Source organism: Streptomyces sp. NPDC049687, from assembly GCF_044465285.1.
In the GTDB taxonomy this organism is placed as follows: domain Bacteria; phylum Actinomycetota; class Actinomycetes; order Streptomycetales; family Streptomycetaceae; genus Streptomyces.
In genome coordinates, this window is record NZ_JBITLN010000003.1 from 15,436 (window position 1) to 30,371 (window position 14,936).

Genomic DNA, 14,936 nt, shown 5'->3' on the forward strand with positions numbered 1-14,936 from the left:
CTCGCGCCCACGCGGCGGCACCGTGTGCGTCACCGCCCCGCTCCCTCAGGCCGGCTGTTCCGACCCCATGTGATCCAGGCGCCGCAGGATCACGCCCTCCCTGAGCGCCCACGGGCAGATTTCCACGCTCTCCACGCTGAACAGGTCCATCGCGCCCTCGGCCACCAGGGCGCCCGCCACGAGCTGGTTGGCGCGGCCCTCGGAGACGCCGGGGAGTTCGGAGCGCTGGGCGGTGGTCATGCCGGCCAGGCGGGGCACCCAGGCCTCCAGGGACTCGCGCTTGAGTTCACGCTGGACGTAGAGGCCGTCGGTGGAGCGGGCGGCGCCGGCGATACGGGCGAGCTGTTTGAAGGTCTTGGAGGTGGCGACGACGTGGTCGGGGGCGCCGAAGCGGCTGAACTCGCCGACCGTACGGGCGATCTGCGCGCGGACGTGCCGGCGCAGGGACCGTATGTCCTCGGGGTCGGGCGGGTCTCCGGGCAGCCAGCCCGCGGTGAGGCGGCCGGCGCCCAGCGGCAGGGAGGCGGCAGCGTCGGGCTCCTCGTCCATGCCGTAGGCGATCTCCAGGGAGCCGCCGCCGATGTCCAGGACCAGCAGCTTGCCCACCGACCAGCCGAACCAGCGGCGGGCGGCGAGGAAGGTGAGCCGGGCCTCCTCGGCGCCGGTGAGGACCTGGAGCTCGACGCCGGTCTCGGCCTGCACGCGCGCGAGGACGTCGTCGGCGTTGGTGGCCTCGCGCACGGCGGAGGTCGCGAACGGCAGCAGGTCCTCGACGCCCTTGTCCTCGGCGGCCTGGAGCGCCTCGTGCACGACCGTGACGAGTTTGTCGACGCCCTCGGCGCCGATGGCCCCGTTGCCGTCGAGAAGCTGGGCCAGGCGCAGTTCGGCCTTGTGCGAGTGCGCGGGCAGCGGGCGTGCGCCCGGGTGTGCATCCACCACCAGGAGATGCACCGTGTTCGATCCCACGTCGAGGACACCGAGTCTCATGTAGGGAACGCTACTGCCAGTGAAGCCCTGGGCCGTCCCCGAAGCGGCCTCTGGCGTCTTACCCTGGACGGGTGCCAAAGACGAACAAGGCGAAGGCCGACAAATCCACCGACGGTTCCTCGCGGGCGAAGCCGGTGACGGCGGCCAAGAAGTCGAAGAAGGCCCTGGCAGCGGATGAGAAGGGCCTCGACTTCGCTCGCGCGTGGGTGGAGTTCCCGGATCCGGCGGACGACGAGCAGGTCTTCCGCTGCGATCTGACATGGCTGACCTCTCGCTGGAACTGCATCTTCGGCAGCGGCTGCCAGGGCATCCAGGCCGGCCGCGCGGAGGACGGGTGCTGCACGCTGGGTGCCCACTTCTCCGACGAGGACGACGAGAAGCGGGTCGCCGAGCATGTGGCGCGTCTCACTCCGGACATCTGGCAGCACCACGACGAGGGCCTGCGGGGCGGCTGGGTCTCGGAGGACGAGGACGGCGACCGCCAGACGCGCCCGTTCGACGGCTCCTGCATCTTCCAGAACCGTCCGGGCTTCTCCGGCGGCGCGGGCTGCTCGCTGCACATCCTGGCCCTCAGGGAGGGCCGCGAGCCCCTGGAGACCAAGCCGGACGTCTGCTGGCAGCTGCCGGTGCGGCGGACGTACGACTGGATCGACCGGCCCGACGACACGCGCGTGCTGCAGGTGTCGATCGGCGAGTACGACCGCCGCGGCTGGGGTCCGGGCGGTCACGACCTGCACTGGTGGTGCACGTCGGCGACCTCGGCGCACGGCGCGGGCGAGCCGGTGTACGTGTCCTACCGGGCGGAGCTGACCGAGTTGATGGGCAAGGCGGGCTACGACCGACTCGTCGAGCTGTGCGAGGAGCGTCTGGCCTCGCGGCTTCCGTTGCTGGCACCGCATCCGGCGGATCCCGTCGACACCGCCTAAGGCGTGGAGGGGCTTGCGTCGCCGCCGGTGTCCGGGGGCGGTGTCGGGTCCTGCGGTGTGGACGGGGAGCCGCTGGGCGTGGGCTGGGGGTCGGTCGAGGTCGGCGGGGTGGCCTGGGTGGGGTCCGGGGACGGCGCGGTGGGGGGATCCGGGTCGGAGGACGGCGGGGGCGGGTCGGTGGGGGCGCCCGGGCCGGGGGCGGTACCGGGATCCGTACCCGGATGCGGGCCGGGCGCGATGCCGTGGCCGTCGATGGAGACCACGACGCCCGCCGGGGCGACCGCCACGCGTGCGTGCCACTGGCCGGACGGCTCGCGCAGGTGGTCGACGTAGACCTTGACCGCCACGGACTCGCCGGGCCGCAGGGTGCCCGTGGCGCGGCTCAGGTAGAGCCAGGAGGCACCGGTGGAGGCCGACCAGCGGACGGGCCCGTCGGCGTCCCTGGAGGCGGTGAGGGTGATCACGGTGGTATCGCCGCTGGTGCCGGCGGTCACGGCCAGCCGGCCGGCGTCCTTCGTGCCGAGTCCCGTGACGCTGACGACCTCCACGGAGACGTCCGGCTCGGGTTCCTTGCCGAAGCCGGTGCCGGGTCGGGTGCTGGCGTTTCCCGCGTTCTCGTAGCCGCCGGCCGCCTCGTCCTCCAGGCTCTCGGGGCCGTGCGCCTCGCCGACACCGACCGAGCGGCCGTCGGCGCCCTCGGCGGTGGGCGTGCCCCGGTAGGCCGCCCAGAGGGCGAGCACGGGGGCCGCCACGACGGTGGCGACGACCGCGGTCGTGACGGCACGCGCGCGGAGGCGGTCGCGGCGGGCGGCGCGGTCCTTGGGGTCCATCGGGAAGCCGCGTCGGTCGAAGCGGGGGGCGGCGGCGCCCCGCGCGCGCGGGAGGTGCGCCATCGCGACGCGCACGGCCGCGCGGGGCGCCTCCAGGACGGGCAGCTCGGCGGGGGTGACCCCGGCGCCGGGCCAGTGGCCCGGGACGGCGCGCTCGGCGGCCCGGCGACAGCGCGGGCAGTCGTCGACGTGCCGGACGAGCTCGCGGCGCAGGGCGGCGCTGAGGACCAGCTGGTGGTCGCCGGTGAGGCGGGCCACGCCGGGGCAGCCGCCGGTCTCCACCACGGCGAGGGCGGCGCGGGTGCGCTCGACCTCGCAGGCGGCCGAGGCGAGCAGCTCGCGCGCGGCGGTGTGGTCCATGCCGAGGACGGCGGCGACCTCGTGGGCGGCGAGGTGGTGGCGTACGGCGAGTTCGAGCGCCTCGCGCTGCTCCGGGGTGGTGCCGGCCGCCTCCGGCCAGGCCAGCAGGGCCAGTTCGCGCCGCCGCTCCTCCTGGGCGTCGTCGGGGACGGTGGCACTGTCCACAGGCTGTGGGCCGGACTGGTGGTGGGCTCCGCCGCGCCTCGCCGCATGGGCGCTCTGACGTTTCTGCTTGGCCTCGGCCAGCTTGCGCAGACACGCCCAGCGGGCCAGGGCGTACAGCCAGGCCCTGCGCTCCCCGGCGGCGTCCGGGACGCGCTGGCCGCGCCGCTCGGCGAGCGCGAGGGCGTCTCCGAGGGCGGCGACGGCCGTGTCGTGGTCGCACAGCACGGACAGGCAGTAGGTGAACAGTCCGTCCAGGTACGGCTCGTAGCGCGCGGGCGGGCGCTGTGCCAGCGTGCGCCCCGCAGCGCGGTCGCGCGCCTCCCGGTGCGCCCGGTGTGCGCCGGTCGTGCGGGTCGAGATTTCGGGGCTGCTGCTCATCACCCGTGCGACCGTAGGCGGCGCGGAACGCGGTCTCCTTGTCCCTTGCGTCCTTTTAATCCGTACGGGTGAAACGATCCCTCATAAGGGGATGGGCGCGGGAGGTTCCGTGGCCCGTTCGTGACGGGCGGTGGCCGGATCGCAGCGGGTGCCCGGATTCCCCCCAGATGTCCCGGGACTGGGGCCTCCGGTTGTCCACAGGCCCACCCGGCTGTCAGTGGCGCCGGTTACGGTTTCCCCATGGCTGCCCGTACGAAGACCACCAAGGACCGTCCGTCCTACCGCTGCACGGAATGCGGCTGGCAGACGGCCAAGTGGCTCGGCCGCTGCCCCGAGTGCCAGGCCTGGGGCACGGTCGAGGAGTACGGCGCGCCCGCGGTCCGTACGACGACTCCGGGGCGCGTCACCACCTCCGCCGTGCCCATCGGACAGGTCGACGGCCGTCAGGCCACGGCCCGCTCCAGCGGCGTGCCCGAGCTGGACCGCGTCCTCGGCGGCGGCCTGGTCCCCGGCGCGGTGGTGCTGCTCGCGGGCGAGCCCGGCGTCGGCAAGTCGACCCTGCTGCTGGACGTGGCCGCCAAGTCGGCGAGTGACGAACACCGCACCCTGTATGTGACGGGTGAGGAGTCGGCGAGCCAGGTCCGGCTGCGCGCCGACCGGATCGGCGCGATCCACGACCATCTGTATCTGGCCGCCGAGACCGATCTGGCCGCCGTCCTGGGCCACTTGGACGCGGTGAAGCCGTCGCTGCTGATCCTCGACTCCGTGCAGACGGTGGCCTCCCCCGAGATCGACGGAGCGCCGGGCGGCATGGCGCAGGTGCGCGAGGTGGCCGGGGCCCTGATCCGCGCCTCCAAGGAGCGCGGCATGTCCACGCTGCTGGTGGGCCATGTCACGAAGGACGGCGCGATCGCCGGACCCCGCCTGCTGGAGCACCTGGTGGACGTCGTCCTGCACTTCGAGGGCGACCGGCACGCGCGCCTGCGCCTGGTGCGGGGCGTGAAGAACCGCTACGGCACCACCGACGAGGTCGGCTGCTTCGAACTGCACGACGAGGGCATCACGGGACTGACCGACCCAAGCGGACTTTTCCTGACCAGACGTGACGAACCGGTCCCCGGTACGTGCCTGACGGTGACCCTGGAGGGCCGTCGCCCCCTGGTCGCGGAGGTCCAGGCCCTCACCGTCGACTCGCAGATCCCCTCGCCCCGCCGCACCACCTCCGGCCTGGAGACGTCCCGGGTGTCGATGATGCTCGCGGTCCTGGAGCAGCGCGGCCGGATCAGCGCGCTCGGCAAGCGGGACATCTACTCGGCGACGGTCGGCGGCGTGAAGCTCTCCGAGCCCGCGGCGGACCTGGCCATCGCCCTCGCGCTCGCCTCCGCGGCGAGTGACACCCCCCTGCCGAAGAACCTGGTCGCGATCGGCGAGGTGGGCCTCGCGGGCGAGGTCAGACGGGTCACGGGCGTGCAGCGCAGGCTCTCCGAGGCCCACCGTCTGGGCTTCACGCACGCGCTCGTACCGGGCGATCCCGGCAAGATCCCCGCCGGTATGAAGGTGCTCGAAGTCGCGGACATGGGGGACGCCCTGCGGGTCCTGCCGCGCTCCCGTCGGCGAGAGGCCCCACGGGAGGCGGAGGACCGCCGGTAGACTTTGCCCTGGTCTCGCCCGTCCGTACGAACCGAGTGCGCGAAACGGGAGCGCCCAAGACCTGCGACCGGAGGAGTGCAGTGGCAGCCAACGACCGGGCGGCAGCTCCCGGAAAGTCCGGTGGGAGTTCCGGTGCCGAGGGCCTGATGCGCGCCGCGCTGAGCGCGGTGGCTCCGGGCACGGCCCTGCGTGACGGCCTCGAGCGGGTTCTCCGTGGCAACACCGGCGGGCTCATCGTCCTCGGCTCCGACAAGACCGTCGAGACGATGTGTACGGGCGGCTTCGACCTGGACGTCGAGTTCACGGCCACCCGCCTGCGCGAGCTGTGCAAGCTCGACGGCGGCATCGTGGTCTCCTCCGACCTGTCGAAGATCCTGCGCGCCGGCGTCCAGCTGGTGCCCGACCCCACGATCCCCACGGAGGAGACCGGCACCCGGCACCGCACCGCGGACCGCGTCTCCAAGCAGGTCGGCTTCCCGGTGGTCTCGGTCTCCCAGTCCATGCGCCTGATCGCCCTGTACGTCGACGGGCAGCGCCGCGTCCTGGAGGACTCCGCGGCGATCCTGTCCCGCGCCAACCAGGCCCTGGCGACCCTGGAGCGCTACAAGCTCCGCCTGGACGAGGTCGCGGGAACGTTGTCAGCGCTGGAGATCGAGGACCTGGTGACGGTCCGGGACGTCTCCGCGGTGGCCCAGCGTCTGGAGATGGTCCGCCGCATCGCCACCGAAATCGCCGAATACGTGGTCGAACTGGGCACGGACGGCCGTCTGCTCGCCCTCCAGCTGGACGAGTTGATCGCGGGCCTCGAGCCCGAGCGCGAGCTGGTGGTCCGGGACTACGTCCCCGAGCCGACCGCCAAGCGCTCCCGCACGGTCGACGAGGCGTTGTCCGAGCTCGACGCCCTCAGTCACGCCGAGCTGCTCGAACTGTCCACGGTGGCCCGCGCGTTGGGCTACACCGGCTCTCCCGAGGCGCTCGACTCGGCGGTCTCCCCGCGTGGCTTCCGGCTGCTGGCCAAGGTGCCGAGGCTGCCGGGCGCGATCATCGACCGCCTGGTGGAGCACTTCGGCGGTCTGCAGAAGCTCCTCGCCGCCAGCGTCGACGACCTCCAGACGGTGGACGGCGTGGGCGAGGCACGGGCCCGGAGCGTCCGCGAAGGCCTGTCCCGGCTGGCGGAGTCGTCCATCCTGGAGCGGTACGTCTGAGGCCGCGCGCCTGGGTCAGTCGTCCTTCAGCACGAACGACGTCTGCGCCTGCGCGAATCCCGGGGCCTTGGCCTCCACGAGGTACGTCCCCGCCCCGGCCGATCCCGCCGGGGGCGTCGCGCACTCCGGGGCGCTCGGCTTGCGGTCCCACTTCACGGTGTAGGTGAAGCTGCCGCCCGCCGGCACCCGGTACAGGAGGCTGCCGGACACCTTCGGGCAGTCGGCCGACGACCAGTAGTCGTCGTCGCCGTTCGCCTGAGTGATCGTCAGCACGGCGGTCTTCGGGCCGAGGTCGACCTTGCAGTCGCTGCCGGAGGAGTTCACCGCGGTGAGCCGGAAGGTGGGCGTCTCGTCCGGCGAGTAGGCGTTGCGGACGCTGCGCAGGCTCAACTTGACCACGCTGGCGGTGCAGTTGGGCAAAGTGGTCCCGGCCGGCAGCGTCGTACTCGAACCACTGCCGCTGCCGTTGGCGCCGTCGTCGGTGCCGCCGCCGCCCGCGTCGGAGCCGGAGCCGTCGGAGCCCGAGCCGGAGCCGTCCCCCGAGCCCGTGCCCGAGCCGTCCCCCGAGCCGCCGGTGGGGCTCGCGCTCGACTCGTCGCGCCCGCCCGGGGCCTGGCTGATCGCGGGCCCCGACCCGGACGGCCCCGGTGTGATCGAGGACGCGGGATTCTTGCCGCTGGATCCCTTGGCGCCGTTGTCGCCGCCACCCCCGCCCGAGGTGACGATCCACGTGATGAGCAGCGCCAACAGGGCGATCACGGACAGCAGTACGACCCTCCGGCGCCAGTAGATGGAGGAGGGAAGCGGCCCGATCGGATTGCGCAGAGATCCCACGGCGCAAACTGTACGAGAGATCGCCCCGTTCGCTGGCCCCACCCGCCGCCCGAACGACAACTTTTCCGGATCATCATCCCGGACTCCGCTTCGCCGCGCCCGACTTCACCCCGGCGCACGCCCCGGTCGTTCGCCGCGGCATCCCTTGCCCCGTGGCCATGGGCCGCGGGCACGCGCGCGAGGCGGCGCCCAGCGGCAGACGCGGCCGGGCGACGGTCCGCACGCATGCCCGCGGCCCATGGCAGGATCGGAAGGGCCATGACTGCGCCCACGAAACCCCCGCACAGCAGCCCCGCCGACGCCGTCCCCGGTGCGGACCTGCACTCCCCCGTCATCGACTGGTTCGAGGACAACGCCCGCGACCTGCCCTGGCGGCACCCCGAGGCCGGCGCGTGGGGCGTGATGGTCAGCGAGTTCATGCTCCAGCAGACGCCGGTCAGCCGCGTCCTGCCGGTCTACGAGCAGTGGCTCGCCCGCTGGCCGCGCCCCGCCGACCTGGCCGCGGAGGCCCCCGGCGAGGCCGTACGCGCCTGGGGCCGGCTGGGCTACCCACGCCGCGCCCTGCGGCTGCACGGAGCGGCGGTGGCCATAACGGAACGGCACGGCGGCGACGTACCGTGCGACCACGCGCAACTGCTCGCGCTGCCCGGCATCGGCGAGTACACGGCGGCGGCCGTAGCCTCCTTCGCGTACGGCCAGCGGCACGCCGTGCTGGACACCAACGTGCGCCGGGTCCTCGCGCGCGCCGTCACCGGGGTGCAGTACCCGCCGAACGCCACGACGGCCGCCGAGCGCAAGCTGGCCCGCGCCCTGCTCCCGGAGGACGAGAGGACCGCCGCCCGCTGGGCCGCCGCGTCCATGGAACTCGGCGCGCTCGTGTGCACGGCCAGGAACGAGACGTGCGTGCGCTGCCCGATCGCCGCGCAGTGCGCCTGGCGGCTCGCGGGCAAGCCGGAGCACGACGGCCCGCCGCGCCGGGGCCAGACGTACGCCGGTACGGACCGGCAGGTGCGCGGCAAGCTGCTCGCCGTCCTGCGGGAGGCGCATGCCGCCGTGCCGCAGGCGGTCCTGGACCGGGTGTGGCACGAGCCGGTGCAGCGCGCGCGGGCCCTGGACGGCCTCGTCGCGGACGGACTGGTGGAGCCGCTGCCGGACGGGCTGTACCGCCTGCCGCTGACCTGACGCACGGTCACTTCACAGGAATCCGGCTTCATCACAGTCGTTACCCGGGCTTTGTCACACCCACCGGCCGGACAAATCGCCTCATGTATGAGTAATTGAGCCCGCCTTCTTACCCAGATCTGATTTCCGTTACACAACCGACGGACAGCCGAGCGCTGGCCGCAGGCTGCTTCGCACAGCCCCGTGACAACACCTCCGTAGCTTCGTTTGTGTGCCCACCGAGGGCGCGACAGTGACGGACCACAGGCAGGAAACCGGCGGACGAACCGCGAGCCGGACGGGGAAAACGGAGGGGTTGACCATGGCGCAGGGCGAGGTGCTCGAGTTCGAGGAGTACGTCCGCACCCGGCAGGACGCGCTGCTGCGCAGCGCCCGCCGGCTGGTCCCGGACCCGGTCGACGCGCAGGACCTGCTGCAGACGGCCCTGGCCCGGACGTACGGCCGCTGGGAGGGCATAGCGGACAAGCGGCTCGCGGACGCCTATCTGCGCCGGGTCATGATCAACACGCGGACCGAGTGGTGGCGCGCCCGCAAGCTGGAGGAAGTGCCCACCGAGCAGCTCCCGGACGCGTCCGTGGACGACTCCGCCGAGCAGCACGCCGACCGCGCCCTGCTGATGGACGCCATGAAGGTGCTCGCTCCCAAGCAGCGCAGTGTCGTGGTGCTGCGACACTGGGAGCAGATGTCCACGGAGGAGACGGCCGCCGCCCTCGGCATGTCGGCCGGAACGGTCAAGAGCACGCTGCACCGGGCGCTCGCCCGGCTCCGCGAGGAGCTGGAAGCCCGCGATCTGGACGCACGCGCGCTGGAGCGTGAGGAGCGGGAGCGTTGCACGGCGGCCTGACCGATCGGGGCGGTGTCCCCTCGGACAGCGCCTTCGGGCCCCCACCGGCCCGGGGGATCTTCCAGGCGGCGATCACGGCGGTGACCGTGCTCGCCGCCCTCGCCCTTTTCGTGTCCGCGTGCGCCACCGGCGGCACCGGCGCCCGTGACGAGGGCCCGGCGGACGCGGTGGCCGGGGGGGCGACGGTGTCGCCCTCGGCCGCGCCCAGCGAGACCCCCGCCGGCGTGGACGCGGTGCGGCTCCTCAAGGACGACCCCGAGGTCTCGGCGGAGGTCAAGCGCGGGCTGAAGCCGTGCGTCGGCGACGAGTACCCGGTCGACGTCTCCTACGGCGATCTGACCGGCGGTCCCGCCACGGACATCGTGGTGAACGTGCTGACCTGCGGCGACGCGATGGGGGTCGGCAGTTACGTGTACCGGGAGGAGGGCGACCGGTACGAGAACGTGTTCAAGGCCGAGGAGCCCCCGGTCTACGCGGAGATCGACCGGGGCGACCTGGTGGTGACCCAGCAGGTGTACGCGAAGGGCGACCCCGTCTCGGACCCGTCCGGCGAGAACGTGATCACCTACCGCTGGACCACCGCGGAACGTTTCGTCAAGGAGTTCAGCATCCACAACGACTACAGCAGCATCGTGGGTGAGGACCCGACGCCGGTGCCGGAGAGCGGCTGACGCGGCGGACCGGAGAAGAAGTTTTCCGGAACCGTGAACCGATCGGGCCGCTCGTTCCGATCAATGGATGAGTGCCCCGCGCTGAACGCGGCGGACTCTCCGCGCGTCCCCTCAAGGGGTACCCCGACCAGACGTACCACCGACACGACATCCATCAGAGGACTGAGAGCACCGGGATGGCAGACCAAACCCACGTCCTGTTCGTCGAGGACGACGACGTCATCCGCGAGGCCACCCAGCTCGCCCTGGAGCGGGACGGCTTCGTGGTCACCGCGATGCCCGACGGGCTGTCCGGCCTGGACGCGTTCCGGGCGGACCGCCCCGACATCGCGCTGCTGGACGTCATGGTGCCCGGCCTGGACGGGGTGAGCCTGTGCCGCCGCATCCGGGACGAGTCGACCGTGCCGGTGATCATGCTGTCGGCGCGCGCCGACTCCATCGACGTCGTCCTGGGCCTGGAGGCCGGCGCCGACGACTATGTGACCAAGCCGTTCGACGGGGCCGTCCTGGTCGCCCGGATCCGCGCCGTGCTGCGCCGCTTCGGGCACGCGGGCGGCGGCGACCGGAGCGAGGACGCCGCCCCGGCGGGCGGTGTGCTGACCTTCGGCGACCTGGAGGTCGACACCGAGGGCATGGAGGTCCGCAAGGACGGGCAGCCGGTGGCCCTGACGCCGACCGAGATGCGTCTGCTGCTCGAGTTCTCCTCCGCTCCCGGCACGGTCCTGTCACGGGACAAGCTGCTGGAGCGGGTGTGGGACTACGGCTGGGGCGGTGACACCCGGGTCGTGGACGTCCATGTGCAGCGGCTGCGTACGAAGATCGGCCAGGACCGCATCGAGACGGTCCGTGGCTTCGGCTACAAGCTGAAGGCCTGAGCGGGCGGGGGGAGAGGGGATGATCCGGCACCTGGTTCCCGCCCGTGCGGAGGGCGTGGGCATCCGTACGGGTCTGCGGTGGAAGCTGAGCGCGGCGATCGCGCTGGTCGGCGCGCTGGTGGCGATCGCGCTCAGCCTCGTCGTGCACAACGCGGCCCGGGTGTCGATGCTGGACAACGCCCGCGACCTCGCGGACGAGCGTGTCCAGATCGCGCAGCGCAACTACGAGCTGACCGGACGGCTGAACTTCCCCAAGACCGTGATCGACGATCCCCGCCTGCCCTCGGAGCTGCGGAAGAAGGTGGCCGACGGGCGCCGGGTGACGTTCGTGGCCGACCGCGCGGGAGGCGTGCCGGACATCTGGGCGGCGGTGCCGCTCAAGGACGGGCATGTGCTCTCCCTGCACACCGGCTTCACCGACCGCAGCACGGACATCCTCAACGACCTCGACCAGGCCCTGGTGATCGGCTCCATCGCGGTCGTCCTCGGCGGCAGCGCGCTCGGGGTGCTCATCGGCGGGCAGCTCTCGCGTCGGCTGCGCAAGGCGGCGGCCGCGGCCAACCAGGTCGCCAAGGGGGAGTCGGACGTCCGCGTCCGGGACGCGATCGGCGGGGTCGTGCGGGACGAGACCGACGACCTGGCGAGTGCGGTGGACGCCATGGCGGACACGTTGCAGGAGCGGCTGGAGGCCGAGCGCCGGGTCACCGCCGACATCGCGCACGAACTGCGCACCCCGGTCACCGGCCTGCTGACGGCGGCCGAGCTGCTGCCGCCCGGCCGGCCCACCGAGCTGGTCCTGGACCGGGCGAAGGCCATGCGCACGCTCGTGGAGGACGTGCTGGAGGTGGCCCGCCTGGACGGTGCCTCGGAGCGGGCCGAGCTGCAGGACATCGTGCTGGGCGAGTTCGTCGCCCGGCGGGTGGCGGCCAAGGACCCCGACGTCGAGGTGCGGGTGGTCCACGAGTCGATGGTCACGACCGACCCCCGGCGCCTGGAGCGGGTCCTGTTCAACCTCATCGCCAACGCCGCGCGGCACGGCAAGCCGCCCATCCAGGTCACCGTCGAGGGCCGGGTCATCCGGGTCCGCGACCACGGCCGCGGTTTTCCCGAGGCCTTGCTCGCCGAGGGCCCCAGGCGCTTCCGCACGGGCAGCGCCGACCGCGCGGGGCACGGTCACGGGCTGGGTCTGACCATCGCGGCGGGCCAGGCCCGCGTCCTCGGCGCCCGGCTCACCTTCCGCAACGTACGGCCCGCGGGGGCGCCGGAGCGCATACCGGCGGAGGGCGCCGTGGCCGTCCTGTGGCTGCCGGAGCACGCGCCGACGAACACGGGGAGCTTCCCGATGATGCGGTAGGCGGGGGCTCTCGTCGGCTCAGCCGAAATTCTCCGCCCGACGGTCTTCAGCCGCAGACCTTGAGCCGCAGTCCTTCACCCGAAGTCCTTAGAGAAGTCCAGCTCCTCGCTGCGCTGGGTCAGCGAGTACCAGTTGCCGTTGTCGTCGCGGAAGATCGCCTCGATGCCGTACGGCCGTTCCTGAGGCTCCTGGAGGAACTCGACGCCCCGCGCCCTGAAGGTCTCGTAGTCGCCTCGGCAGTCGTCCGTGCGGAAGGCGCCGGCACCGATCACACCCTTGCCGACGAGCTTCTTCAGCGCCTCGGAGGACTCGGGGTCGAGGCCGGGCCCGTCGAGGCTCATCAGGGCCAGCTCCACGCCGGGCTGGTCCTTGGCGCCGACGGTGACCCAGCGCATGTCCCCCATGGAGACGTCGTCGCGGACCTCGAAGTCGAGCTTCTCGGTGAAGAAGGCCTTGGTGCGCTGCTGGTCGAAGGTCCATACGGTGGTGATGCCCAGGCCCTTGATCATGGCTCTGCTCTCCTGTCCTGCGAGGGGTCCTGCGCGTCACCGTAGGCGGGGCCCGGGCCGGGGCGCTTCTTCGAAGTTGCGGTCCTCGTGGTGGGGAAGCCACCGGCCCACAGCATCGCGTAGCACCCGGGGATCAGGGCGGCCCCCCGGCCCACGTGCTTGGCCCGGTACTCGGTCGGGGTCAGCCCGGTGCGGGTCTTGAAGCGGGCGGAGAAGGTGCCGAGGCTGCTGAAGCCGACCAGGTGGCAGATCTCGGTGACGCTCAGATCGGCGCTGCGGAGCATCTCCTCGGCCCGCTCGATCCGGCGGTGGGTGAGGTACTGGCCGGGTGTCTCGCCGTACGCCTCCTTGAAGGCCCGTACGAAGTGATACCGCGAGTACCCGGCGTGCGCGGCCACGGCGTCCAGATCGAGTTCCGGATCGGCCCAGTCACGGTCCATGGCGTCCTTGGCCAGCCGCAACTGCCGCAGTTTGTCCATGGGGCCGATGGTGGCACGGGGTACACGGGAAGGCCCCCGGGGCGGACACCGCCGGGGGCCTTCCAGGAGGGTGAGGTCAGACCGCCTCGACGACTGGCGGCTGCGTGGGAACCGCGTCCCCGTCCGTCTTCTGCGGCCCCGCTCCCTTCAGCGGAACCTCCTTCACGAACACCGCAGCCACCAGCGCGGCCACCGCGACCACAGCGCCCAGCAGGAACGCCGAGTGCGTACCGGCCGACACCGCGTGCTGGTAGGCCTCGCGGGCGGCCACCGGCAGCTTGGCCAGACCGGCCGCGTCCAGCTGCGCGGACTGTTCGGTGATCTTCGAGCCCAGCGCGCCGGCCCGCTCGGCCATGACGTCCTGGACCCGGTTGTTGAACAGCGCGCCCATGATCGCGACACCGAAGGAGGAGCCGAGCGTACGGAACAGGGTGGTGGAGGAGGAGGCGACGCCCATGTCCTTCATCTGCACGCTGTTCTGCGCGACCAGCATGGTGATCTGCATCAGGCAGCCCATGCCGAGACCGACGACGGCCATGAAGATGCCGGAGGTCAGACGGGACGTACCGGTGTCCATCGTCGACAGCAGGTACAGCCCGACGACCATCAGGACGCTGCCGACGACCGGGAAGATCTTGTACTTGCCGGTGTTCGTGGTGACGCGGCCCGCGACCATCGAGGTCACCAGCATCGCGCCGAGCATCGGCAGCAGCAGCAGTCCGGAGTTGGTCGCGGAGGCGCCCTGCACCGACTGCTGGTACAGCGGCAGGAAGAGGGTCGCGCCGAACATCACGAAGCCGGTGATGAAGCCGATGAGGGACATCAGTGTGAAGTTGCGGCTGCGGAAGATGTGCAGCGGCACGATCGGCTCGGCGGCCCGGGTCTGCCAGAACACGAACCCGATGAGCGCGGCGACGCCGATCCCGATCAGCTCCATGATCCGCGCGGACGTCCAGGCGTACTCCGTGCCGCCCCAGGTGGTGACGAGGACGATGGAGGTGATGCCCACGGTCAGCAGCACGACACCGAGGTAGTCGATGCCCGCCTTCGCCCGCTTCTTCGGCAGGTGCAGGACGGCGCTGATCAGCGCGAGCGACACCGCGCCGAGCGGCAGGTTGATGTAGAAGGACCAGCGCCAGCCCCAGTTGTCGGTGATGGTGCCGCCGACGAGCGGGCCGCCGATCATCGCGAGCGCCATGACGCCGGCCATCATGCCCTGGTACTTGCCGCGCTCGCGCGGCGGGATCAGGTCGCCGATGATCGCCATGACGCCGACCATCAGACCGCCGGCGCCGAGGCCCTGCACGGCACGGAAGCCGATGAGCTCGCCCATGTTCTGGGCCATACCGCTGAGCGCGGATCCGATCAGGAAGATCACGATCGAGGTCATGAACGCGCTCTTGCGCCCGTACATGTCACCGAGCTTGCCCCAGATCGGCGTGGCGGCCGCGGTCGCGAGGGTGTACGCGGTCACGACCCACGACAGATGCTCCAGGCCGCCGAGGTCACCCACGATCGTCGGCATCGCGGTGCCCACGATCATGTTGTCGAGCATCGCGAGCATCATCGTGATCATCAGAGCGAGGAGGACGACCCGCACGCTCCTCGGTTGTTTCTCCGGCTCGGTCTCGACCGACTGTGTGTCCGCCATCGTTCCACTCCCCTGGGGTACTGCTTTCGAGCCGCC

At 72.1% G+C, this 14,936-nt stretch carries 14 protein-coding genes; 8 read left to right on the forward strand and 6 right to left on the reverse strand.

The annotated features are described in order from the left end of the window. Positions 1–45 precede the first annotated feature (45 nt). The gene (locus tag ACIBVL_RS10105) at positions 46–987 is read right to left on the reverse strand and encodes a Ppx/GppA family phosphatase (protein WP_399094949.1); all 942 of its coding nucleotides are present in this window, start codon (positions 985–987) and stop codon (positions 46–48) included. Between the two features lie 71 nt (positions 988–1,058). Between ACIBVL_RS10105 and ACIBVL_RS10110 the strand changes: the two genes are divergently transcribed. Further along, positions 1,059–1,913: a hypothetical protein gene (locus ACIBVL_RS10110; protein WP_399094952.1), complete on the forward strand. Its 855-nt coding sequence runs from the start codon at positions 1,059–1,061 to the stop codon at positions 1,911–1,913. Here ACIBVL_RS10110 and ACIBVL_RS10115 read toward each other — a convergent pair. After that, the gene (locus ACIBVL_RS10115; protein ID WP_399094955.1) at positions 1,910–3,649 is read right to left on the reverse strand and encodes a hypothetical protein; all 1,740 of its coding nucleotides are present in this window, start codon (positions 3,647–3,649) and stop codon (positions 1,910–1,912) included. The genes ACIBVL_RS10110 and ACIBVL_RS10115 overlap by 4 nt on opposite strands. A gap of 237 nt (positions 3,650–3,886) precedes the next feature. Here ACIBVL_RS10115 and radA point away from each other — a divergent pair, with 237 nt between their 5' ends. Beyond that, complete coding sequence (radA, locus tag ACIBVL_RS10120) at positions 3,887–5,296, forward strand: DNA repair protein RadA (protein ID WP_399094958.1); 1,410 nt, start codon at positions 3,887–3,889, stop codon at positions 5,294–5,296. Positions 5,297–5,376: 80 nt separating this feature from the next. Continuing rightward, a complete protein-coding gene (disA, locus tag ACIBVL_RS10125; RefSeq protein ID WP_399094961.1) occupies positions 5,377–6,501 on the forward strand; it encodes a DNA integrity scanning diadenylate cyclase DisA in 1,125 nt (374 codons plus the stop codon). Between the two features lie 15 nt (positions 6,502–6,516). Here the strand turns inward: disA and ACIBVL_RS10130 are convergent, their stop codons facing one another. Continuing rightward, positions 6,517–7,335 carry a hypothetical protein gene (locus ACIBVL_RS10130; protein WP_399094964.1) on the reverse strand — a complete coding sequence of 273 codons (819 nt, stop codon included), beginning with the start codon at positions 7,333–7,335 and terminating at the stop codon, positions 6,517–6,519. Positions 7,336–7,593: 258 nt separating this feature from the next. Here ACIBVL_RS10130 and ACIBVL_RS10135 point away from each other — a divergent pair, with 258 nt between their 5' ends. From ACIBVL_RS10135 to cseC, 5 genes are all read left to right on the forward strand, one after another. Then, positions 7,594–8,517 carry an A/G-specific adenine glycosylase gene (locus ACIBVL_RS10135; protein ID WP_399094967.1) on the forward strand — a complete coding sequence of 308 codons (924 nt, stop codon included), beginning with the start codon at positions 7,594–7,596 and terminating at the stop codon, positions 8,515–8,517. Between the two features lie 301 nt (positions 8,518–8,818). Next, positions 8,819–9,361, forward strand: a complete 543-nt coding sequence (locus ACIBVL_RS10140) for a SigE family RNA polymerase sigma factor (RefSeq protein WP_399094970.1) — start codon at positions 8,819–8,821, stop codon at positions 9,359–9,361. After that, a complete protein-coding gene (locus ACIBVL_RS10145) occupies positions 9,346–10,032 on the forward strand; it encodes a hypothetical protein (protein WP_399094973.1) in 687 nt (228 codons plus the stop codon). Before ACIBVL_RS10140 ends, ACIBVL_RS10145 begins: the two co-directional genes overlap by 16 nt. 176 nt (positions 10,033–10,208) lie before the next feature. Next, positions 10,209–10,907, forward strand: a complete 699-nt coding sequence (gene cseB / locus ACIBVL_RS10150; RefSeq protein WP_399094976.1) for a two-component system response regulator CseB — start codon at positions 10,209–10,211, stop codon at positions 10,905–10,907. Between the two features lie 19 nt (positions 10,908–10,926). Next, on the forward strand, positions 10,927–12,261 hold the full coding sequence (gene cseC / locus ACIBVL_RS10155) for a two-component system sensor histidine kinase CseC (RefSeq protein WP_399094979.1): 1,335 nt from the start codon (positions 10,927–10,929) through the stop codon (positions 12,259–12,261). Positions 12,262–12,335: 74 nt separating this feature from the next. Here cseC and ACIBVL_RS10160 read toward each other — a convergent pair whose 3' ends face one another. The 3 genes from ACIBVL_RS10160 to ACIBVL_RS10170 form a co-directional block, all read right to left on the reverse strand. Next, entirely contained in the window at positions 12,336–12,770 is a 435-nt protein-coding gene (locus ACIBVL_RS10160; protein ID WP_399094982.1) for a VOC family protein, read from the reverse strand. Then, entirely contained in the window at positions 12,767–13,249 is a 483-nt protein-coding gene (locus ACIBVL_RS10165) for a helix-turn-helix transcriptional regulator (protein ID WP_399094985.1), read from the reverse strand. The genes ACIBVL_RS10160 and ACIBVL_RS10165 overlap by 4 nt, the downstream gene beginning before the upstream one ends. Before the next feature lie 76 nt (positions 13,250–13,325). Further along, a complete protein-coding gene (locus ACIBVL_RS10170) occupies positions 13,326–14,900 on the reverse strand; it encodes an MDR family MFS transporter (protein WP_399094989.1) in 1,575 nt (524 codons plus the stop codon). Positions 14,901–14,936: the final 36 nt, after the last annotated feature.